Raw genomic sequence first — 22,647 nt, forward strand, 5'->3', positions numbered from 1 at the left:
CCGCGCGGGCCGCATCCCATGAGCAAACAGAAACACATCTCCGAAACACCGGCCACGCAACTGCTGCGCAAGCACGGCGTGGCGTTCGGCGAGCACCCCTATGACTACGTCGACCACGGCGGCACCGGTGAATCGGCGCGCCAGCTCGACGTGCCCGAGCATGCGGTCGTGAAAACGCTGGTGATGGAGGACGAGGCCGCCAAACCGCTGATCGTACTGATGCATGGCGACTGTTCGGTATCGACCAAGAACCTGGCACGGCAGATTGGCGCAAAGAGCGTGCAGCCGTGCAAGCCCGAGGTGGCCCAGCGGCACAGCGGCTATATGGTTGGCGGCACATCGCCGTTCGGCACCAAGAAGCGCCTGCCGGTGTACGTCGAATCCACTGTGCTGGCGCTGGATACGATCTATATCAACGGGGGACGCCGTGGTTACCTGGTCAGCATCGCACCGGGCGTGCTGACCAACCTGCTCGGCGCGAAACCCGTGGACTGCGCGCTGCCCGACTGATGGTCATCAGACTGGCTGCGAAACCGGGGAAATCACGGAGTCCACTGACGCCGTGCCGCGCTACAATCGCGCCAGCCTGAAAATCCTTGTCTTCATCCCACACAATGGTCAACCTGATTTCTGCCGTCATTGCCTATCTGATCGGATCGGTGTCTTTCGCCGTCGTGGTCAGCAAGGTCATGGGCCTGCCCGATCCGCACAGCTACGGCTCCGGAAACCCCGGCGCCACAAACGTCCTGCGCACCGGCAACAAGAAGGCTGCGATCCTGACGCTGATCGGCGACGGCCTGAAGGGCTATGTGGCCGTGATGCTGGCCAAGTATGTTGGCGCACGCTACGGCATCGACGACACCGGCATCGCGCTCGCGGCACTGGCCGTGTTCCTTGGCCACCTGTTCCCGGTCTTCCACCGCTTTGCTGGCGGCAAGGGCGTGGCTACGGCGGCGGGCATCCTGTTCGCGATCGACCCGATCCTGGGCGCGGGCACGCTGGCCACGTGGCTCATCATCGCGTTCTTCTTCCGCTATTCGTCGCTGGCCGCGCTGGTGGCCGCGATCTTTGCCCCGTTCTTCTACGTACTGATGGAGGGCGTGGATGTCATTGCCGGCGCCGTCTTCGTCATCGGCGTGCTGCTGATCGCGCGTCACCGCGGCAATATCGCCAAGCTGCTGGCCGGCAAGGAAAGCCGGATCGGCGAAAAGAAGAAGGCTTGAGAAACTGACTGTTTCGACAGTTTCGACTGTCTCAACCGTCTAACTGTTGTGGCTCCCCTCTTCCGTCATTTGGGAGAGGGGAGCGAAACCCTCGGGCGGGACGATATCAAGCCGCCTGCGCCAGCGCCGCGAACGGAAACACCATTTCCACGCGCAACCCGCCTTCCGTGCGGTTGCTGATCGTCAGCCGCCCGCCGCCCTGCCTGACCAGACGGTCGACGATGGCCAGGCCCAGCCCCGAATGTGCGTTGCCGCCGCGTGCCGGGTCCAGCCGCACGAACGGCATCGTCACGCGCTCGATCGCGTCATCGGGAATGCCGGGGCCCTGGTCTTCCACGGTCAGGCACCAGCCCTCGCTGGTGCGCGCCGTGGCCACGTAGACGGGCGGCGCGCCATAGGCATAGGCGTTATCGACCAGATTGCCGATGATGCGGTCCAGTTGCGTGGCGATCATCCGGAAGCCGTCACCCGCCGTCAATTCCAGCACCACCTGCCGATCCTGCTCCTGCAGAGACGCCGCCAGCTCGCCAATGCGCCTGTCCACCGGCACCGGCCGTGCGGTAGGTTCGCTGCTCTGCGCGAAAGTCAGAAACTGTTCGACGATGGCCGACATCGAGTCCACGTCGCGCGTGACGCCAGCCGCCGCCTTGGGATCGGACAGCATCTCGGCGCGCAGGCGCAGCCGCGCCAGCGGCGTCTTGAGGTCATGCGCGATGCCGGCCAGCATCGTGTTGCGCTCCTGATCGATGCGGAACAGGTCCGCAATCATGCGATTGAAACGGACGATGAGCTGCCGCAGCTCATGCGGCCCGCGCTCGCGCAGCGGCGGCACGGCCTGCTGGCGCGACACCTTCTCGGCCGCCTCGGCCATGTCGCGCACCGGGCGCTGAATCTGCCACGCCACGAACAGCGCGAACACGATGGCAACGCCCACCACCAGCACCACGCCCGGAATCAGCCGGTTGTCGGGCGGCGGATTGTGGACGAACAGGATCGGCATGGCGATCCAGCGGTTGCGGTTCGGCAGCTTGATCCATAGCCGTGGCGTGGACAGCTCGTCTTCGAGCCGCACCTCCGAGCCTGCCGGCAGGCGACCCGTGAACTGCTCCACCAGCCGGCGCGGGCGGCCAGCCCGCGGCGGTTCGGAATGCTCGTCGGCGGCGGCGTTGTCGGCCACTTCCACCAGGCTCGGCAACTGCACGGGCGGCTTGGCGTCCAGCGCGCGCTCGATGCTGTCCAGCTGGAACAGCATCTGCTCGACCGAATAGTCGATCTGCTGCTGGCGCCGGTCCATGCGCAGCACGGCCAGCCACGAGAAATGGCTGATCACGAGCACGGCGGCAATCAGCAGCGCCATGCGGCCAAACAGGGTATCGATTCGCAGCTTCATTGCGGGACGTGGTCCTCGGCCTCGTCGGGCACAAAGGTGTAGCCGCGGCCACGTACGGTCTGGATGTAGCGCGGGCGCTGGGCATCTTCGTCGAGCAGGCGGCGCAGCCGCCAGATCTGCACGTCGATGCCGCGATCACTGATACCGTTGGCCGTGCCATACATGAGTTCGACGATCCGTTCACGCGACAGCACTTCCAGCGGATGCATCAGCAGCAGCTTCAGCAGCGCGAATTCGGTATCGCTGATATTGACGGCCTGCCCGCTGCGCTCCAGCGAGCGCTGGCGGAAATTCACGCGGAACGGGCCGAACGCGATCGACTCGCGGTCCTCCGGCGCGGCGGCCGGACGGGCCAGCTTGCGGCGCAGCACGGCGTTGATACGCGCCAGCAGTTCACGTGGCGAGAACGGCTTGCCAAGGTAATCGTCGGCACCGATCTCAAGTCCCACGATGCGGTCGATCTCGTCGCTGCGCGCGGTGAGCAGGATCACGGGGATATCGTCGTTCTTGGCGCGAAGGTTGCGCAGTGCGGTCAGGCCGTCGACCTTGGGCATCATCAGGTCCAGCACGATCAGCGCGGGGCGTTCGCGCTCCAGCCGGGCCTGCAGGCCGTCGCCATCGTGCAGCACCGACACCGCAAAGCCTTGCGATGTCAGGTATTCGCGCAGCAGGTCGCGCAGTTCGGGATCGTCGTCGACGACAAGAATCTGGGTGGGCTGATTTGTACGCATAGGCACATGATAGTCAGGACAGGCGTGCAACTTTGCAAACATCCCTGAACGTTTTGTTTCTGGAGGTTACACCCGCGCCGCTCGTAACCCGCTGTAATAAAAGCAGGAAAGCGCGAAATACGTGGGATGACGGCTGCACATTATGCTTGCACCCATGACGCGCCCACGCCGGGCGCCATCCCACCAGACGGCGGGTCGCCCTGCCCTCGCGATGCGGCATACTTCTGCCACTTCGCCGTCACAGTCGCTGTGCGAATACGTTTGGCACGCGCTCCTTTTTCGTCGTGCCGGTTCCCAGGATTCCGTTCATGTCCAACCCAGAACAAGGTCAGCCTCTTCCCCCCCATCCGCCGCGCGGACCGTCCGGCTCGCGCCGGCGCACCTGGATTGCCGCCGCCGTCATCGTCGTGCTGGCGGCCGCCGGCTGGTACTGGCACAGCCACCGCAATGCCGCCCGGGAAGCCGGCGCCGCCACCGGGGGCGCCAGCGGTGCGGCCGGCGCGGGCGCGGAGCGCCGGGGACCGGGCGGGCCGGGTGGTCCGAATGCGATGCCGCGCTCGCCCGTGGTGGTCAACACGGTGAGCAAGCGCAACATGGACGTGGTGCTGAACGGCCTGGGCAACGTCACCCCGGTGGCCAACGTCACCGTGCGCGCGCAGGTTTCGGGGCCGCTGCTCAAGGTGCTGTTCAAGGAAGGCCAGATGGTCAAGGCCGGTGACGTGCTGGCCGAGATCGACCCGCGCCCGTTCCAGGCCGCGCTCGACCAGGCCGTGGGCCAGCTCGCGCGCGACCAGGCACTGCTGCAGAACGCCAGGCTCGACCAGCAACGCTACAAGACGCTGCTGGCGCAGGATTCGATCTCGAAGCAGCAGGTCGATACGCAGGACGCGCTGGTGCGCCAGTATGAAGGCGTCGTCAAGACCGACCAAGGCAATGTCGACAACGCCCGGCTGAATCTGGGCTACACGCGGATCGTGGCGCCCACGTCGGGCCGCATCGGCCTGCGCCAGGTGGACCCCGGCAATATCGTCAATACCAGCGACACCAACGGCATCGCCCTGATCACCCAGATCCAGCCGATTACCGTGCTTTACACGATCCCCGAGGACAACCTGCCCGCCGTGCTGAAGAAGCTCAACGCGGGCGAGAAACTGTCGGTGCAGGCGTGGGACCGCCAGATGCGCAACCAGCTGGCCGAAGGCACGCTGCTGACCACCGACAACCAGATCGACACCACCACTGGCACGGTCAAGCTCAAGGCCATCTTCCAGAATACGGACGGGATGCTGTTCCCGAACCAGTTCGTCAACGTGCGCACCCGCGTGGACACGATGGAAGACGCCACCGTGATCCCCGTGGCGGCGATCCAGCGTGGCCAGCAAGGCACCTTCGTCTACGTGGTGGGCGACGACAATGCCGTGAAGGTCCAGGTCGTGACGCTCGGCCCGACGGACGGCAGCCGCACCGCCGTGCTCAAGGGCCTGGAGCCCGGCCAGCGCGTGGTGGTGGATGGCGCGGACCGGCTCAAGGAAGGCATGATCGTCGAAGCGGTGGACCCGGCCGCCCGCGCCGCGCAGCTACAGCCGTCGAGCGCCCCGCGCGCGCGCGGCCGCCGTGGTGCCAGCGGCGCGCACGGTGGCGCGAGTGGCGCCCACGGTGCGCCTGGCGCGGCCAGCGACGCCGCGGGCGCGCCAGGCGAGCACCGCCGCCACCGCGACGCCGACGCCAATCCGAACGCGACCACGAACACGCCGGCCAATCCGGGCGCCGGCGTGGGCCAGCGGCCGCAGCAGTAAGTCGAGGACAGGTAAGCGGCATGAATCCCTCACGCATCTTTATCGAGCGGCCGGTTGCCACGGCCCTGCTGATGCTGGCCATCCTGCTGTCGGGACTGGTCGCGTTCAAGCTGCTGCCGCTCTCCGCCCTGCCTGAGGTCGACTACCCGACCATCCAGGTCACCACGCTGTATCCCGGCGCCAGCCCCGACGTGATGACGTCGTCGGTCACCGCGCCGCTGGAGCGCCAGTTCGGCCAGATGCCGGGTCTGAAGCAGATGTCGTCGTCTTCGTCTGGCGGCGCCTCGGTAATCACGCTGCAGTTCGAGCTGACGCTGTCGCTCGACGTGGCCGAACAGGAAGTGCAGGCCGCCATCAACGCCGGCGGCAACCTGCTGCCCGCCGATCTGCCGATGCCGCCGGTCTACAGCAAGGTGAACCCGGCCGACGCGCCGATCATGACGTTGGCGATGACGTCGGACACCCTGCCGCTGCCCAAGCTGCAGGACATGGTCGACACCCGCGTGGCGGCCAAGATCTCCCAGATCCAGGGCGTGGGCCTGGTCACCATCAGCGGCGGCCAGCGCCCCGCCGTGCGCATCCAGGCCAACCCCACGGCACTGGCCAACCTGGGCATGTCGATCGACGACCTGCGCACCGCCATCGGCAGCGCCAACGTCAACGGCGCCAAGGGCAGCTTCGACGGCCCATCACGCGCGTCCACCATCGACGCCAACGACCAGCTCAAGTCGGCCGACGAGTACAAGCAGATCATCATCGGGTATCAGAACGGCGCGCCGATCCGCATCACCGATGTGGCGGAGATTATCGATGGACCCGAGAACAGCCGGCTGGCCGCATGGGCCAATGCAAAGCCGGCCATCGTGGTCAACATCCAGCGTCAGCCCGGCGCCAACGTGATCGAGGTGGTGGACCGCATCAAGATGCTGCTGCCGCAGTTGCAGTCCGCGCTGCCGGCATCGGTGCACGTGCAGATGCTGACCGACCGCACGACCACGATCCGCGCCTCGGTCAAGGACGTGGAGTTCGAGCTGCTGCTGGCCATCGCGCTGGTGGTGATGGTGATCTTCGTCTTTCTGCGCAACCTTTCGGCCACGATCATTCCGGGCGTGGCGGTGCCGCTGTCGCTGGTGGGCACGTTCGGCGTGATGTACCTGGCCGGCTTCTCGATCAACAACCTCACGCTGATGGCACTGACGATTGCCACGGGCTTCGTGGTGGACGATGCCATCGTGATGATCGAAAACATCATGCGCTACATCGAGGAAGGCGATTCCCCGATGGAAGCGGCGCTCAAGGGTTCGAAGCAGATCGGCTTCACGATCATTTCGCTGACGTTCTCGCTGGTGGCCGTGCTGATTCCGCTGCTGTTCATGGGCGATGTGGTGGGACGGCTGTTCCGTGAATTCGCCATCACGCTGGCGGTGTCGATCCTGATCTCGGCCGTGGTATCGCTGACCCTGACGCCGATGATGTGCGCGCGCCTGCTGCGCCATGTGCCGGAGAGCGAGCAATCGCGCTTCCACCTGGCCACGGGGCGCTTCTTCGACAACGTGATCGAGCAGTACGGCCGCGCGCTGGAATGGGTGCTGGCACGCCAGACCGCCACGTTGGTCGTGGCGGTCGGCACGCTGGTGCTGACCGGGCTGCTCTATCTGGTGGTTCCCAAAGGCTTCTTCCCGGTGCAGGACACCGGCGTGATCCAGGCCATCACCGAAGCCGCGCAGACCAGCTCGTTCCAGTCGATGGGCCGCAAGCAGGAAGCCGTGCAGAAGGTGATCCTGGAAGATCCGGCGGTTGCCAGCGTGTCTTCGTTCATCGGCGTCGATGGCACCAACCAGACCATCAATGCCGGCCGCATGCTGATCAACCTCAAGCCCAAGGCCGACCGCGACTCGATGGCGAAGGTGACCGATCGGCTGCAGGCGGCCGTGCAGAAACTTGGCGGCGTATCGCTCTACACGCAGCCCGTGCAGGACCTGACGATCGAGGACCGCGTGGCGCGTACGCAGTACCAGTTCACGGTGGAAGATCCCGACCCGAATGTGCTGGCCGAATGGGTGCCCAAGCTGGTGGAGCGTCTGCAGCAGGAGCCCGAGCTGCGCGACGTGGCCAGCGACCAGCAGAACAATGGACTGCGCGCATTCGTGGAAATCGACCGCGACGCCGCCGCGCGCTTCGGCATCACCACGGCCGTGATCGACAGCGCCCTGTACAGCGCATTCGGACAGCGGCTGATTTCGACGATCTTCACGCAGGCCAGCCAATATCGCGTGGTGCTGGAGACGATGCCCGAATTCCGCACCAGCCCGGCGTCGCTGGCCGAGCTGCGGCTGCCGTCGTCGTCGGGCGGCCAGGTGCCGCTCGGCTCCATCGCGCGCATTTCCGAACGCACGGGTCCGCTCGTGATCAACCATCAGGGCCAGTTCCCGGCCGCGACGATCTCTTTCAACCTGGCACCCGGTGAATCGCTGGGGGCCGCCGTCGACAAGATCACGAAGGTGGAGAAAGAGATCGGCCTGCCGATCTCGATGGCGACGGAATTCCAGGGCGCCGCGCTGGCGTTCCGGGCATCGCTGTCGAATACGCTATGGCTGATCCTGGCGGCCGTGGTCACGATGTATATCGTGCTTGGCGTGCTGTACGAAAGCACGATTCACCCGGTGACCATCCTTTCCACGCTGCCGTCCGCCGGGGTTGGCGCGTTGCTGGCGCTGCTGGTGTTCCAGCAGGACCTCGGCATCATCGCGATCATCGGCATCATCCTGCTGATCGGCATCGTCAAGAAGAACGCGATCATGATGATCGACTTCGCGCTCGAAGCCGAGCGCGAGCATGGCATGAAGCCGTATGACGCGATTTACCAGGCATGCCTGCTGCGCTTCCGTCCGATCCTGATGACGACGATGGCCGCCCTGCTGGCCGCGCTGCCGATGATGCTCGGCACCGGCATCGGGTCGGAGCTGCGCCGCCCGCTGGGTATCACGATGGTCGGCGGCCTGCTGGTGAGCCAGGTACTGACGCTGTTCACCACTCCGGTGATCTACCTGGCGTTCGATCGCGTGGCCTACCGGCTCAAGGACTGGCGCCACCGCAAGTTCGGCGACCCCAATGAAGGCGGCAGCGGCGACGACGACGATCACGGCGGCGTGAAACCGCAACCGCAGGAGCCGAACCGCTGATGAATCTTTCGGCCGCCTTCATCCATCGTCCCGTTGCCACGGCGCTGCTGACCATCGGCATCCTGCTGGCAGGCATTGCCGCGTTCCGGTTGCTGCCGGTGTCGCCGCTGCCACAGGTGGACTTTCCCACGATCTCGGTCTCGGCGTCGCTGCCCGGCGCCAGCCCCGAGACGATGGCCGCCACCGTGGCCACGCCGCTCGAACGCGCGCTCGGCGCCATCGCCGGCGTGACCGAAATCACGTCGAGCAGCTCGCTGGGGTCCACGCGCGTGACGCTGCAGTTCGACCTGTCGCGCAATATCGACGGTGCCGCACGCGACGTGCAGGCCGCCATCAACGCCTCGCGCGCCACGCTGCCCACGAGCCTGCCGAACAATCCCACCTATCGCAAGGTGAACCCGGCCGATGCGCCGATCATGATCATCGCGCTGACGTCGCCGACGATGACGCGCGGACAGCTCTACGACGCCGCATCCACGATCCTGGCGCAAAAGCTGTCGCAGGTGGAAGGCGTCGGCCAGGTCACGATCGGCGGGTCTTCGCTGCCGGCGGTGCGGGTGGAGCTGAACCCGACGGCGCTGAACCACTACGGCATTTCGCTGGAGGACGTGCGCAATACGATCAGCGCCACCAATGCGAACCGGCCGCTCGGTATTCTCGACAATCGCAATACCGCGTGGCAGGTGTATGCCAACGATCAGGCGATGGCGGCCAAGGACTACATGCCGCTGATCATCCGCTACGCCACGCCGGGCACGTACTCGTCGACCTCGGCCGGCGCGCTGATCGCCAGCACCGCCAATGCCGCGGCGGGTGGCAACGTCAGCACCAAGACCGTCAACGGCATCACCACGACCACGATTACCACCAGCAGCGGCACGCAGACGATCAGCACCGGTGCCACGGGTGGCAACACCACCAATCCCGGACCGAACTCGTTTGCGGTGCCGGTCCGGCTGCAGGATGTGGCCAATGTGGTGGACTCGGTGCAGGACATCCGCAACGCCGGCTCGGCCAATGGCAAGCCATCGGTGCTGCTGGTGCTGAACCGTTCGCCCGGGGCCAACATCATCGAGACCGTCGACCGCGTGAACGACATGCTGCCGACGCTGCGCAAGATGATCCCGGCCACGATCTCGATGGACGTGATGATGGACCGCACGCCCACCATCCGCGCGTCGCTGCGCGAGGTGGAGAACACGCTGATGATCTCCGTGGCGCTGGTGATCATGGTGGTGTTCGTGTTCCTGCGCAATGTACGCGCCACGCTGATCCCGAGCGTGGCCGTGCCGGTGTCGCTGGTAGGGACGTTCTCGGTCATGTATCTGGCCGGATTCTCGCTGAACAACCTCTCGCTGATGGCGCTGACGATTGCCACGGGCTTCGTCGTCGACGATGCGATCGTGGTGCTCGAAAATATCTCGCGCCATATCGAGGAAGGCATGAAGCCGCTGGCCGCTGCGCTGCGCGGCGCGCGCGAAGTGGGCTTCACGGTGTTGTCGATGAGCCTGTCCCTGATTGCCGTATTCATTCCGCTGCTGCTGATGGGCGGCATCGTTGGCCGCCTGTTCCAGGAATTTGCGATCACGCTGTCAGTGGCCATCATGGTGTCGCTGGTGGTGTCGCTGACCACCACGCCGATGATGTGCGCGCGGCTGCTGCGTTCCGCGCCCGCGGATGAGCCACAGGGCCGCTTCTTCCGGGCCAGCGAGCGGGTGTTCAACTGGATGCAGAATGCCTACGGCCGCACGCTGGGCGTGGCGCTGCGGCATGGGCCGGTTGTGTGGATCGTCCTGCTGCTGACCATCGCGCTGAACGTCTACCTGTACGTGATCGTGCCCAAGGGCTTCTTTCCGCAGCAGGACACCGGCCGTCTGATCGGCTTCATCCGTGCGGACCAGGCCACGTCGTTCCAGCTGATGCGCACCAAGCTCGACAACTTCATCAAGATCGTCCAGTCCGATCCGGCCGTGGTCAATGTCACCGGTTTCACGGGTGGCTCGCAGCGCAACACCGGGCAGATGTTCGTCACGCTGAAGCCGCTTTCCGAACGCAAGGAGACCGCGGACCAGATCGTCGCGCGTCTGCGCGGCAAGCTGGCCAAGGAGCCGGGTGCGAGCCTCTTCCTGACGCCGGTGCAGGACATCCGCATCGGCGGCCGCCAGAGCAGTTCGGCCTACCAGTTCACATTGCAGTCGGATGATCTGGAAGTGCTGCGGGCGTGGGAGCCCAAGGTGCGCGCGGCGATCTCGAACATCAAGGGTCTGGAGGACGTCGACACCGATACCAATGACAAGGGCCTGCAGACATCGGTGATCATCGACCGCGATGCGGCGTCGAAGCTCGGCGTCACGGCGCAGCAGGTGGATGCCATCCTCAACGATGCATTCGGCCAGCGGCTCGTGTCGACGATCTATCACCCGCTGAACCAGTACCGCGTGGTGATGGAGCTGAGTCCGGAGTATCTGCAGGGGCCGCATGCGCTGCAGGACATCTATGTGGTCACCGGCGGCGGCCACCGCGTGCCGTTGTCCGCATTCGCGCGCGTGGTACCCACCAGTACCCCGCTGGGCGTGAACCACCAGGGCCAGTTTGCCGCGTCGACGATCTCGTTCAACCTTGCCGAGGGCTACTCGCTTTCACAAGCCACGGATGCGATCAAGCTGGCGATGGCGCAGATCGGCGCGCCGGAAACGCTGCAGGCCAATTTCGCCGGCGGCGCCAAGGCATTCCAGGACTCGCTCAAGAGCCAGCCGCTGCTGATTCTGGCGGCCATCATCACGATCTACATCGTGCTGGGCATTCTCTATGAGAGCTACGTGCATCCGCTGACGATCCTGTCGACGCTGCCGTCGGCCGGCGTGGGCGCGCTGCTGGCGCTGCTGCTGTTCAAGACCGAGTTCAGCATCATCGCGCTGATTGGCGTGATCCTGCTGATCGGTATCGTCAAGAAGAACGCGATCATGATGATCGACTTTGCCATCGACGCCGAACGGCGCGACGGCCTGAGTCCGCGCGAAGCCATCTATCGCGCCTGCCTGCTGCGCTTCCGCCCGATCATGATGACCACCGCGGCGGCACTGCTCGGTGCGATTCCGCTGGCGCTGGGCCGTGGCGATGGCGCCGAGTTGCGCGCGCCGCTAGGTATCTCGATCGTGGGCGGCCTCGTGGTCAGCCAGCTCCTGACGCTGTACACCACGCCCGTGGTCTACCTGACGCTGGACCGCTGGCGACTGAAGGTCAATGCCTGGCGTGCGCGCCGGCAGCGTGGCGGCGACCATGCCGCACCGCACCTGGAACACTGAAGAAGGCAACTGCCATGATTCGACCTCTTTATTCATTTTCGGTAGTGGCACTGGCCTGCGCGCTGCTGGCCGGCTGCGCTGTCGGCCCCGACTACAAGCGTCCCGATGCACCGGTACCCAAGGCTTTCAAGGAAGCCAGCGACGCGATGCCGACGTGGACCGGCGACTGGAAAACCGCCGAGCCGCAGGACGCCATGTCACGCCCCGACTGGTGGCACGTGTTCAACGACCCCGCGCTCGATCAACTGATGTCGCAGGTGCAGGTGTCGAACCAGAACATCAAGGCGGCCGAAGCGGTGTATCGGCAGGCCACGGCATCGCTGGCCGCCGCACGCGCTGGATACTTCCCGACCGTGGGCGCCAATGCAGGCGTGTCGCGCGGCAAGGCCAGCTCCAGCGGCCGCGTCATCAACGGTCAGAACGCCACGCTCTCGGCCAGCTGGGAGATCGACATCTGGGGCCGCATCCGTCGTCAGGTCGAAGGTGCCGAAGCCGGCGCGCAAGCCAGCCAGGCCGACCTGGCATCGACGCTGTTGTCGACGCAGGCGACGCTCGCACAGAGCTACTATTCGCTGCGCGTGGCCGATGCCCAGCGCGCGCTGCTGGATCGCACGGTAGCCGACTATGCCAAGTCACTGCAGCTCGTGCAGAACCAGTACAAGGCTGGCACGGCGCAGCGCTCGGACGTACTGCAATCGGAAACGCAGCTCAAGTCGGCCCAGGCGCAGCAACTCGATATCCAGATCAGCCGCGCGCAGCTGGAGCACGCCATCGCCATCCTGGTCGGCAAGCCACCGTCGGAACTGAACATCGCTCCGGCCGACACAAACGGTCCCGTGCCGGTGGTACCGGTGGCCTTGCCATCGCAAATGCTTGAACGCCGCCCCGACATCTCGGCCGCCGAGCGCCGCATGGCGTCGGCCAATGCCGAGATCGGCGTGGCCCAGGCCGCCTACTATCCGACGCTGTCGCTATCGGCCACGGGCGGCCTCACGGCCAGCACGCTGGCGCGCTGGCTGTCGCTGCCAGACCGCGTGTGGTCCGTCGGCGCCGGTCTGGCGGGCACGGTATTCGATGGCGGCCTGCGCAGCGCCGCCAAGGCCCAGGCGGTGGCGGCATACGACCAGACAGTGGCCAACTACCGCCAGACCGTGCTGGAGGCATTCCAGGAAGTCGAGGACAACCTCGCGTCGGCCCGCGTACTGGAACAGGAAGCCACGGTCCAGGGCGACGCCCTGCGCTCCGCGCGCGAAGCGCTATCGCTGGTCAACAACCGCTACAAGGCAGGCACGGCCGCCCTGCTCGACGTGTTGACTGCCCAGACCGCCGCCTATACCGCCGAAACCACCACGCTGCGAATCATGGATCGCCAGTACACGGCGGCCATCACGCTGATCAAGGCGCTGGGGGGTGGGTGGCATGGGTATGACGTGGAAGTGGGTAAGGCGGAGGGCACGGCAGCGTCGACATCAACGGCAACGCAGTAACGCGGTAACGCACCCGCGCCTTCGCATCTCGATTTCGTAGGAATATGAAAGACAGTCCGTTACGACCGAGTTAGCGTTTTGCGCTGTCGCCCCCAAACGTGTCCACGGGGGCGACATGTCTTTCGAAGGCGCCAAAGAGTTCAAGGCACCACAGCCATACATCCGCAACAAGCTCGATCCAATCCTTGCGATCGAGCGACGCTGGAAGCTCTACGACGGACGGCGTGCCTGCACGCCGATGGACATCCGAGAATTCGGCCTGAGCCTGCATAAGGCACCCCCGCCCATACCCGACTGGCGGTACTACACGGCACCGCCCCGTGGCGCCGACTTTGCGGGCGCCTCAAAGGCATCCAAGGCGGCCGACACGCCGCCGGCAAAGTTCAATCGCTTGTATTCAGATATCCGCCACTTGGCGCTGCGCGAATCGATTCGTATCGATCTGGGGATCGAATGCTAGTCCGGACGATACGCACGGCATGGATCCCCCTGGCAATTGCCAGCTATTTGGTACTGGTGCCAGGTGTGGTCGTAGCGGCGTTATTCCTGCTGCTGCGACCCAATATCGTGGCGCAGGTCTGCGACCGGCCCGAAATGAAGTTTGCCGGCACGGATTATCGGATCGAAACCTGCATAACCAGCGACTTCGATACCCGCCAGAAAATCATTCGTCTGCGCATTTACGACCGTGGAGGCCGTCAACTACTAGCGCACCGGCGCTTTATCTTCCTGATGGACTACACCTTGGGCGAGATCGAGTACCTGGAGAACGGCATCCGTTACACCGACGCCACAAAGACTCAGAACATCGACCTCCCGGAAGAAAAATTCCTGCGGTTTCCACCATCTCACTGGGACTGGCTGACTGCCAACCTGGTCCGCCTGACTTACGATCCTTGAACGGTCCCTGTTATGTCCGAAAAGACCTTTATCCGGCTGCGCACGCTGTTCGTGACTTGTCTTTTTCTGGTCATTGCCGTGATCGTCCATGCCATCAACCTAAAGCCGCGCGCATGGACTTGCGGCGCCGTCCAGAAATCGATCGCCGGTTCGCCCTATGTCATCGAGGTTTGTGACATCGACAGCGAGCCGGGTAGCGAGCTGAACGATGCGCGATTGCGTATCTACAATGAAGCCGGCGCGCTGCTCGCGCAGCGCCATTACTATTTCGAGCCTTGGTCGCACCGCAACAGCTTCGTTGTCGGTAATAACGAAATCCAGTACACCAACGCTGGCGTGCAATCCGACGATGGCACGTTCGAAATCCAAACCCTCACATTTCCGCCAACTCAGGCCGACTGGCGAGCAGCCCACTTCGATCGATGGTTCTTCGACAGATAGGATTACCGCTGCGCCTACCGCCCCTCCGGGACCGGCAACGGCTGCTGACTGACCCGTTCCCTTAGCCAAGTGGCAGCCTTGCCCAACGGCCGCTGTTTGTGCCAGACGATTTCCATCGCCACGGGCCAGTCCTGGTCCTGGAACGCCAGTTGCGGCGACACCAGCCCGGCGGCGGCTGGCGAGTTGGCCGCCACGTGCCACGGCACGAAGGCCCAGCCCAGACGGCGCTTGACCAGTTCAACGATCACCCACTGGCTTTCCACCCACCAGACTTCGGCGGCCACGCGCAACCGCTTCTTTTCCTCGCTGTCGCTGCGTGTCGCCACCATCAGCTGGCGATAGCGCTTCAGTTCCTCGAAGTCGACGCGCGGCTGTGCGGCCAGCGGGTGATCGGGCGCGCAGATGACCGGCATCGGCACCCAGCCCAGCGCGTGAAAACCCAGTTCGGGCGGAAGGATTTCCTGGCGCCACATGATGCCCAGGTCCGCGCACTGGCTCAGCACGAGACGGCTCACGTCCTCCATCAGCGGGAACAGGATTTCCAGCTCCACCGACGGAAAGCGTTGCGAGAATTCCGTAAGCAGCTCGCCCAGTGTTTCTTCGGGATACAGCTCGTCCACCGCCAGCGTGAGCCGTGACTCCACGCCTTCACCCAGACTCTTGGCCACGCCCCGGAAGTGCTCGCAGCGCTCCAGGATCACGCGCGCTTCGACCAGCAGCCGTTCACCGGCCGGCGTCAGCACCGGATACCGCGCGCTGCGGTCGAACAGCGTCGTATCGAGATCCACTTCGAGGTTGGCCACGGCGGCACTGATGACCGACTGCGCCTTGCCCAACTGGCGGGCGGCGGCGGAAAAAGAGCCGGTCTCGGCTGCTGCGGCAAACGCTTGCAATTGGTCCAGGGACAAGCTCATGGTGCGGGTCCGGTGATCTATCGGAATTTCAGATGGTATCCAACTTGCGATTAGCTGTCTCGCCGATAGAATGCCATCCATCGCTGAAATTAGCTGAGAGCTGGAGAGTTACATGCGCACCACCGCGGACCGTATCCGTCACACCATCGGGTTCGAGGTAATCGGTCTGATCGCCTTTGCACCGCTGGCGAGCCTGGTATTCGGCTACGAGCTGCACCAGATGGGTATCGTTGGCGCGGTCGCGGCATTGATCGCGGCAACCTGGAACTACATCTACAACATCCTGTTCGACCGGGCGATGCTCCGGTTTACGGGTCAGTTGAAGAAGACCACGGCGATTCGCGTGCTGCACGCCATCCTGTTCGAGGGCGGCCTGCTGATCGTGTTCCTGCCGTCGGTGGCGTGGTACCTGAAGATCGGCCTGCTCGAAGCGTTCATCATGGACATTGCCGTGGCTGGCTACTACATGGTCTACGCGTTCTTCTACAACTGGGCTTACGACGCGATCTTCCCGATCCCGAACGCCACGCCGAACGCCACGGCCGGGGATTGCCAGTCGGCCAATAGCTAGGAAAACGCCGGCCACGCGGCGCGTGGTCGACCTCGCTCGGGAAATGCGGCTGGAAACAGCCGCATGACGTCATCCGGCGCGCATGGGCCATGCGTTAACATGCTCGCCATGCCCATTCGCCCGTCTCTGCTCCGCCGCAGCCTGTCGCCCGCCATCGTCGCGGCCACGCTGCTCGTCTTTAGCCTGTCCGGAGCCCAGGCCAAACCCGTCAAGAACACCAAGGCAGCCCGCGCTGCGGCAGCAGCTACGGCGGCAGCCGCAACCGCTGGTGCCGCGCGCGCGAAAGCCGAACCCGCCGATCCGGCAGCCGCGCGCTCGGGGCTGCCGGCCACGGTGACCACGGCCTTGCGCCGTGCCCATGTGCCGCTTTCGTCGGCCAGTTTCTACGTCGTCAAGGTTGGCGCACCGCAGGCCCGCGTGAGCTGGAATGCGGAAACGCCGATGAATCCGGCTTCGACGATGAAGGTCGTGACCACGTTTGCCGGCCTGCAACTGCTCGGACCCGAATACCGTTGGCTGACCTCGCTCTATTCGGACACCCAGCCTGGCCCCGACGGCACGATCAACGGCAACGTCTATCTGCGTGGCCGGGGCGATCCCAAGCTCGTGCCCGAGGAAATGGCCAAGCTCGTGGCGACCGCGCGATCCAGCGGCGCCAGCACCATCAATGGCGACGTGGTGCTCGATCGCAGTTTCTTTGCCGATGGCATGGATGGCGCCTACACGATCGATGGTGAAACGCAGCGCGCGTATAACGTGAATCCGGACGCGCTGCTGTACGCGTTCAAGACGCTGTCGTTCACGATCACGCCCGACGCGACCAACCGGACCGTGGACGTGGCAGTCACTCCCGCGCTGGCGCAGTTGCGCGTGGACAATCGCCTGAGACTGGCCAATGGCCGTTGCGGCGACTGGAAAACTCGCGCCACGCCCGCCATCTCGCCCCAGCCCGACGGCACGATCATTGCCTCGTTCGACGGCAACTATTCGGCCGACTGCGGCGAGCACATCGTCAATCTGGCCACGCTGAGCCACAGCGACTTCATCTGGGGCGGTTTCGTCGCCGAATGGCAGAACGCCGGCGGGCGCTTTGCCCGTCCGCCTGGCCTGCGCAGCGGCGCGGTGCCGCGTAATGCCTTCCTGCTGGCGCGCCACTATGGCCAGCCGCTTGGCGACATCGTGCGCGACATCAACAAGTACTCGAACAACGTGATGGCGCGCCAGCTATTCCTCACGATCGGCGCGGAAATCGATCGCAAAGGCCCGGCCAGCACCGACAAGTCGTCACGTGTCATTCATCAATGGCTGGCAAAGCAGGGCCTGGATATGCCTGGGTTGGTGATGGAGAACGGATCGGGTCTGTCGCGCGAGGAACGGATCAGTGCGTATGACATGGCGCGGCTGCTGCAACAGGCGCTGGCCAGCAACGTCGGGCCGGCGCTGATCGATTCGCTGCCGATCCTCGGGGTTGATGGCACGCTGCGCAACCGTCTGACGCGCGCCAATGCGGCTGGCAATGCCTATCTCAAGACCGGGACGCTAACCGATGTGCGGGCGCTGGCTGGCTACGTCGACGCGCTCAATGGCGAGCGCTACGTGGTGGTGGCTTATATCAACCATCCGAACGCATCGGGCGCCCAGGAAGCGCATGATGCGTTGATGCAATGGGTGTACAAGGGCGCGCCGTGACTGGTGGCTTCGGCGTGATCGGGATTTGACCTGCCTGCCCTCTCCCCCAACCCCTCTCCCGCTCGCGGGAGAGGGGAGAACAACGGGGGTAGAGCGAAAGCTATCGGCTTCTCAGCTGTTCTCGAACGCAGCCGCTGCGCGGCCCAGCCGGTCGCGCACGCCATCCCACTCGTGCGAATCGGGGACCGGCTCGAACACCAGTCGCTGGAACCCTTGCTTGTCCAGCTTGCGCAGCAGGCCGTAGAGCGCCTGCGCATAGGCGTCGGGCGTGGCCGGTGCTTCCACGAATTCGCAACGTGGATCGGCGCTCGCCGGCGTCTTGCCGACAAACGCCAGCCGGCCGCCCTCGGGCAGACCGTGCAGGTATTTCTGCAATGCCTCGGCTTGCGCCAGCGTCAGCGTGGTGCGCGGCGCGTAGTGGGCCTTCAGCGTTCCCGACGCACGCGGCGCGGTGGCATCGGGCGGGAGCGGCAGCGTGCCAAGCACATCGGCCATCATCGTCGCCGTGATCGCGCCGGGACGCAGCAGCACCGGGCCAGCGGTTTCCAGGCGGGAAAGATCGACAATCGACGATTCGATACCGACGTCCACGCCATCGCCCTCCAGCACATAGACCGTGCCGCCAAACTCGTCGCGTACATGCTCGGCCGTGGTCGGACTGACCTGGCCGAACTTGTTGGCCGACGGCGCTGCAATGCCGCCCCGGCCGCGCTTGAAACGCGACAGCAGCAACTGCGCCACCGGATGCGACGGGCAGCGCAGGCCAATGCTGTCCTGCCCGCCGGCCACCGCCGCCGGAATATGCGCGGCGCGCTTCAGGATGATCGTCAGCGGACCCGGCCAGAATGCGTCGATCAGCTTCTGTGCCGCTTCCGGTACGTCGTCGGTCCAGTAGCTGACATCGGCTCCGTCCACCACGTGCACGATCACGGGGTGATTGGACGGACGGCCCTTGGCGGCGAAGATGCGCGCCACGGCCTCGGGGTTCTCGGCATCGGCGCCGAGACCGTAGACGGTTTCGGTCGGAAAGGCCACGAGCTGGCCCGCTTCCAGAAGTCGGACCGCCTCGTCAAGCTCGGCGGCCGTGGGCATGCGTGAGGACATCGAATATCAGAGCGGGATGTGCAGCGCCGTCGCGGCGGCATCGAACGCGGTGGCCGCGCCTTCGGCATGCTCGCCCACGCAGTTCACATGGCCCATCTTGCGCGACGGACGCGCATCGTTCTTGCCATACAGATGCAGCTTGGTACCGGCCAGGGCCATCACTTCATCCCATGCCGGCGTGCGCTCCAGGCCGAACTCGAACCAGCAGTCGCCCAGCAGGTTCAGCATCTTGCCGGCCGAATGCTGGCGTGTGCTGCCCAGCGGCAGTCGCGCCATCGCACGGACCTGCTGCTCGAACTGGCTGGTCTCGCAGGCATCCATCGTGATGTGGCCCGAATTGTGCGGGCGCGGAGCCATCTCGTTGGCCACCAGCGTGCCGTCGGTCAGCACGAAGAACTCGATGCACAGCACGCCCACGTAGCCCATTTCCGACGTGATCGTGGCCGCCGCGGCACGAGCGCGCGTGGCGATATCGTCGGACACGCTCGCCGACGGCATCGTGGTCGAAAACAGGATGCCGTCGCGGTGCACGTTCTCCGCCAGCGGCCACGTGGCCGTGCTGCCGTCCGCGGCACGCGCGGCCAGCACCGAAACCTCGTACGCCAGCGGCAGCATTTGCTCCAGCACGCACGGCACGTGCTGCATCGCCTTCCACGCGGCACGCACATCCTCGCGTGTCTTCACGCGTGCCTGGCCCTTGCCGTCGTAGCCCATGCGCGCGGTCTTGAGGATGCCGGGCAGCACGTTGTCGGGCACGTTGTCCACATCGGCATCGTGCTGGATCACCCAATGCGGGGCCGGCGGCACGCCGGTACGCTCGGCGCACGCGGCAAAGAATTTCTTCTCGCCGATGCGGTTCTGCGCGATCGACACGCAGTAGCCACGCGGCGCCACGAACACGCCAGCCTGTTCGAGCCGGTCCAGCGAAATCGACGGCACGTTCTCGAACTCGGTGCTCACGGCCTGGCACAGCTTTGCCACTTCGGCCAGCGCGGCCTCATCGGTAAAGCTGGCACAGATATGACGATCGGCCACGTTGCCGGCCGGGCTGTCCTGGTCCGGGTCGAGCACGCAGACGCGATAGCCCATCGACTGCGCCGCATGCGTGAACATGCGGCCGAGCTGGCCGCCGCCGAGCATGCCAAGCCAGGCGCCGGGCAGGATCGGGGCGCCGGGAGCGTCCACGCCAAATTCGACACGCGACTCCGGCGTATGGGCTTCGGACAGGTAGGGATGGATATCGGTCGGCATGGCTCAGGCTTGGGTCTTCTTAAACGGGCAGGGTCATCGCGCGCGCGGCTTCGGTCTGCTTCGCGCGGAACGCTTCCAGTGCACTGGCCAGCGCGTCGTCGGTCGTGGCCAGCGTGGCAATCGCGTGCAGCGCGGCGTTGGCGGCGCCAGCTTCGCCGATCGCAAACGTGGCCACGGGTACGCCCTTGGGCATCTGCACGATCGACAGCAGCGAATCCTCGCCGCGCAGGTACTTCGACGGCACGGGCACGCCGAACACCGGCACGATCGTCTTGGCGGCGATCATGCCCGGCAGGTGCGCGGCACCGCCGGCACCGGCGATGATCGCGCGGATGCCACGGCTGCGTGCCGACTCCGCATAGCGGAACATGTCGTCGGCCATGCGGTGCGCCGAGACTACCTGCGCTTCGAACGCCACGTTGAAATCCTTGAGCATGGCCACGGCGTGTTGCATCACGTCCCAGTCGGAACTGCTGCCCATCACCACGCCCACCACCGGCTTTGCTGCGTTGCTCATGTCTGTTCTTTCCTTGCGCCTTACAGCAGCTGCTCGCCGGTCAGGCGGGTCAGCGCTTCCTTGTACTTGTCAGCGGTCTTCAGCACCACGTCTTCCGGCAGCTTCGGCGCCGGCGCGGTCTTCGGCCACGGCTTGCCGTCGATGCGCACGGCTTCCAGCCAGTCACGAACGAACTGCTTGTCGAACGACGGCGGGTTGGTACCCACCTGATACGAATCCGCCGGCCAGAAGCGCGACGAATCGGCGGTCAGCACCTCGTCCATCAGCGTCAGCGTGCCGTCTTCGTCCAGGCCAAACTCGAACTTGGTGTCGGCGATGATGATGCCGCGCGTGGCCGCGTAATCGGCCGCTTCCTTGTACAGGCGGATCGAGATGTCGCGCATCTTGGCGGCCAGCTCCTTGCCGATACGCTGTTCCACTTCGTCGAACGAGATGTTCTCGTCGTGCTCGCCCATCTCTGCCTTGGCGGCCGGCGTGAAGATCGGCTCGGGCAGCTTCTGCGCGTTCTGCAGGCCGGCCGGCAGGTCGATGCCACAAACCTTGCCCGTGGCCTGGTAGTCCTTCCAGCCGCTGCCGGCCAGGTAGCCGCGCACCACCGCTTCCACCAGGATCGGCTTCAGGCGCTTGACCACCACGGCGCGACCCTTGACCTGGGCCACTTCGTCCGCGGCCACCACGCTCTCCGCCGTCACGCCGGTCTCGTGGTTCGGCACGATGTGCGCGAGCTTCTTGAACCAGAAGTTGGCCATCTGGTTCAGCACGCGGCCCTTGGCCGGAATCGGCTCGCCCATGATCACGTCGAAGGCCGACAGGCGATCGGTCGTCACGATCAGCAGCTTGTCGTCGCCGACGGCGTAGTTGTCGCGGACCTTGCCCTTGCCGAGCAGCGGCAGGGATTGGATGGAGGATTCGTAGAGGGCGTCAGACATGGTGTGAAGGCGGCTGCGGCTGAAAACAAGCGGGGCTTCGTGCGCAATGCGAAGCCCCATCAAACTCGAACGCCCCGCGCGCAATCCTGCGCGGCGGGGCGGCACGGCACGGCAAATTACTGCACGACCTGGGCAAGCTTGCCCGACTTGTACTGGCCGGCGATGTCGACCAGCGACACCGACTTGATCTTGCTGGCCTGGCCTTCGCAACCGAAAGCCACGTAGCGGTCCTTGCAAACCAGCTTGGCGGCTTCGCGGGCCGGCTTCAGGTATTCGCGCGGGTCGAACTTGCTCGGGTTTTCCGCGAAGAAGCGGCGGATCGCGCCAGTCATCGCCAGACGGATATCGGTGTCGATGTTGATCTTGCGCACGCCGTACTTGATGGCTTCCTGGATTTCCTCCACGGGCACGCCATACGTTTCCTTCATGTCGCCACCGAACTTGCGGATCTCTTCCAGCAGTTCCTGCGGCACCGACGACGAACCGTGCATCACCAGGTGCGTGTTCGGAATACGGGCGTGGATTTCCTTGATGCGGCTGATGGCCAGGATGTCGCCAGTGGGCTTGCGCGTGAACTTGTACGCGCCGTGCGACGTGCCAATGGCAATCGCCAGTGCGTCCAGTTGCGTGGACTTGACGAAGTCGGCGGCCTGCTCCGGATCGGTCAGCAGCATCGAGTGGTCGAGCTTGCCTTCGGCGCCGATGCCGTCTTCCTCACCCGCTTCACCGGTTTCCAGCGAGCCCAGGCAGCCCAGTTCGCCTTCCACGGTCACGCCCACGGCGTGGGCCAGTTGCACCACCTTGCGGGTCACGTCGACGTTGTACTCGTAGTCCGACGGGGTCTTGCCGTCTTCCCGCAGCGAGCCGTCCATCATCACCGACGAGAAGCCCAGGTCGATCGCGCCCTGGCAGATCGCCGGCGACTGGCCGTGATCCTGGTGCATCACCACGGGGATGTGCGGGTACGCTTCCACGGCGGCTTCGATCAGGTGACGCAGGAAGTGCTCACCAGCGTATTTACGCGCACCGGCCGAGGCCTGCATGATCACCGGCGCATTCACTTCGTCGGCGGCCTGCATGATGGCCTGAACCTGCTCAAGGTTGTTCACGTTGAAGGCCGGCAGGCCGTAGCCGTTCTCGGCGGCGTGGTCCAGCAGCTGGCGCATGGATACGAGTGGCATGTCTTACTCCTGAATAAAAAAACTGGTATTTCGGTA

The 22,647-nt window shown here is 65.0% G+C and carries 19 protein-coding genes; 11 read left to right on the forward strand and 8 right to left on the reverse strand.

All coding sequences use genetic code 11. The features are described from left to right. Positions 1-18: 18 nt before the first annotated feature. Both AC3FLX_RS09240 and plsY read left to right on the forward strand, forming a co-directional pair. A complete protein-coding gene (locus tag AC3FLX_RS09240) occupies positions 19-510 on the forward strand; it encodes an aminoacyl-tRNA deacylase (RefSeq protein ID WP_488695843.1) in 492 nt (163 codons plus the stop codon). Between the two features lie 104 nt (positions 511-614). Beyond that, positions 615-1,223, forward strand: a complete 609-nt coding sequence (plsY, locus tag AC3FLX_RS09245) for a glycerol-3-phosphate 1-O-acyltransferase PlsY (RefSeq protein WP_488696213.1) — start codon at positions 615-617, stop codon at positions 1,221-1,223. Between the two features lie 106 nt (positions 1,224-1,329). Here plsY and AC3FLX_RS09250 read toward each other — a convergent pair whose 3' ends face one another. Together AC3FLX_RS09250 and AC3FLX_RS09255 are read right to left on the reverse strand one after the other, a co-directional pair. Beyond that, the gene (locus tag AC3FLX_RS09250; RefSeq protein WP_488695845.1) at positions 1,330-2,613 is read right to left on the reverse strand and encodes an ATP-binding protein; all 1,284 of its coding nucleotides are present in this window, start codon (positions 2,611-2,613) and stop codon (positions 1,330-1,332) included. Then, complete coding sequence (locus AC3FLX_RS09255; protein ID WP_488695847.1) at positions 2,610-3,344, reverse strand: response regulator; 735 nt, start codon at positions 3,342-3,344, stop codon at positions 2,610-2,612. The genes AC3FLX_RS09250 and AC3FLX_RS09255 overlap by 4 nt, the downstream gene beginning before the upstream one ends. Before the next feature lie 308 nt (positions 3,345-3,652). Between AC3FLX_RS09255 and AC3FLX_RS09260 the strand changes: the two genes are divergently transcribed. The 7 genes from AC3FLX_RS09260 (at position 3,653) to AC3FLX_RS09290 (ending at position 14,455) form a co-directional block, all read left to right on the forward strand. Further along, complete coding sequence (locus tag AC3FLX_RS09260) at positions 3,653-5,140, forward strand: MdtA/MuxA family multidrug efflux RND transporter periplasmic adaptor subunit (RefSeq protein ID WP_488695848.1); 1,488 nt, start codon at positions 3,653-3,655, stop codon at positions 5,138-5,140. Positions 5,141-5,160: 20 nt separating this feature from the next. After that, on the forward strand, positions 5,161-8,322 hold the full coding sequence (locus AC3FLX_RS09265) for an MdtB/MuxB family multidrug efflux RND transporter permease subunit (protein ID WP_488695850.1): 3,162 nt from the start codon (positions 5,161-5,163) through the stop codon (positions 8,320-8,322). Then, the gene (locus tag AC3FLX_RS09270) at positions 8,322-11,627 is read left to right on the forward strand and encodes an efflux RND transporter permease subunit (protein ID WP_488695851.1); all 3,306 of its coding nucleotides are present in this window, start codon (positions 8,322-8,324) and stop codon (positions 11,625-11,627) included. The genes AC3FLX_RS09265 and AC3FLX_RS09270 overlap by 1 nt, the downstream gene beginning before the upstream one ends. A gap of 14 nt (positions 11,628-11,641) precedes the next feature. Then, on the forward strand, positions 11,642-13,114 hold the full coding sequence (locus AC3FLX_RS09275; RefSeq protein ID WP_488695853.1) for an efflux transporter outer membrane subunit: 1,473 nt from the start codon (positions 11,642-11,644) through the stop codon (positions 13,112-13,114). A 115-nt stretch (positions 13,115-13,229) separates the two neighbouring features. Then, entirely contained in the window at positions 13,230-13,574 is a 345-nt protein-coding gene (locus AC3FLX_RS09280; RefSeq protein WP_488695854.1) for a hypothetical protein, read from the forward strand. Then, entirely contained in the window at positions 13,568-14,014 is a 447-nt protein-coding gene (locus AC3FLX_RS09285; protein ID WP_488695856.1) for a hypothetical protein, read from the forward strand. The genes AC3FLX_RS09280 and AC3FLX_RS09285 overlap by 7 nt, the downstream gene beginning before the upstream one ends. A 12-nt stretch (positions 14,015-14,026) precedes the next feature. Then, positions 14,027-14,455: a hypothetical protein gene (locus AC3FLX_RS09290; RefSeq protein WP_488695858.1), complete on the forward strand. Its 429-nt coding sequence runs from the start codon at positions 14,027-14,029 to the stop codon at positions 14,453-14,455. 14 nt (positions 14,456-14,469) lie between these two features. Here the strand turns inward: AC3FLX_RS09290 and AC3FLX_RS09295 are convergent, their stop codons facing one another. Next, on the reverse strand, positions 14,470-15,369 hold the full coding sequence (locus AC3FLX_RS09295) for a LysR family transcriptional regulator (protein WP_488695860.1): 900 nt from the start codon (positions 15,367-15,369) through the stop codon (positions 14,470-14,472). A 112-nt stretch (positions 15,370-15,481) separates the two neighbouring features. Between AC3FLX_RS09295 and AC3FLX_RS09300 the strand changes: the two genes are divergently transcribed. Both AC3FLX_RS09300 and dacB read left to right on the forward strand, forming a co-directional pair. Beyond that, on the forward strand, positions 15,482-15,940 hold the full coding sequence (locus tag AC3FLX_RS09300) for a PACE efflux transporter (protein WP_488695862.1): 459 nt from the start codon (positions 15,482-15,484) through the stop codon (positions 15,938-15,940). Positions 15,941-16,039: 99 nt separating this feature from the next. Next, positions 16,040-17,629 (forward strand): D-alanyl-D-alanine carboxypeptidase/D-alanyl-D-alanine endopeptidase, encoded by a 1,590-nt coding sequence (dacB, locus tag AC3FLX_RS09305; RefSeq protein ID WP_488695863.1) that lies wholly within the window; start codon positions 16,040-16,042, stop codon positions 17,627-17,629. Positions 17,630-17,740: 111 nt separating this feature from the next. On the opposite strand, the gene AC3FLX_RS09310 is transcribed toward dacB, so the two are convergent. From AC3FLX_RS09310 to fba, 5 genes are all read right to left on the reverse strand, one after another. Further along, complete coding sequence (locus AC3FLX_RS09310; RefSeq protein ID WP_488695864.1) at positions 17,741-18,733, reverse strand: L-threonylcarbamoyladenylate synthase; 993 nt, start codon at positions 18,731-18,733, stop codon at positions 17,741-17,743. 6 nt (positions 18,734-18,739) lie between these two features. Next, positions 18,740-19,984, reverse strand: coding sequence for a 5-(carboxyamino)imidazole ribonucleotide synthase (locus AC3FLX_RS09315; protein ID WP_488695865.1), 1,245 nt, complete (start codon positions 19,982-19,984; stop codon positions 18,740-18,742). Between the two features lie 19 nt (positions 19,985-20,003). Then, on the reverse strand, positions 20,004-20,501 hold the full coding sequence (purE, locus tag AC3FLX_RS09320; RefSeq protein WP_066739411.1) for a 5-(carboxyamino)imidazole ribonucleotide mutase: 498 nt from the start codon (positions 20,499-20,501) through the stop codon (positions 20,004-20,006). A gap of 20 nt (positions 20,502-20,521) precedes the next feature. Beyond that, the gene (locus tag AC3FLX_RS09325) at positions 20,522-21,430 is read right to left on the reverse strand and encodes a phosphoribosylaminoimidazolesuccinocarboxamide synthase (protein ID WP_488695866.1); all 909 of its coding nucleotides are present in this window, start codon (positions 21,428-21,430) and stop codon (positions 20,522-20,524) included. Positions 21,431-21,546: 116 nt separating this feature from the next. Beyond that, positions 21,547-22,611: a class II fructose-bisphosphate aldolase gene (gene fba / locus AC3FLX_RS09330; RefSeq protein ID WP_488695868.1), complete on the reverse strand. Its 1,065-nt coding sequence runs from the start codon at positions 22,609-22,611 to the stop codon at positions 21,547-21,549. Positions 22,612-22,647 lie beyond the last annotated feature (36 nt).

Source organism: Cupriavidus sp. 291-E7, from assembly GCF_057798835.1.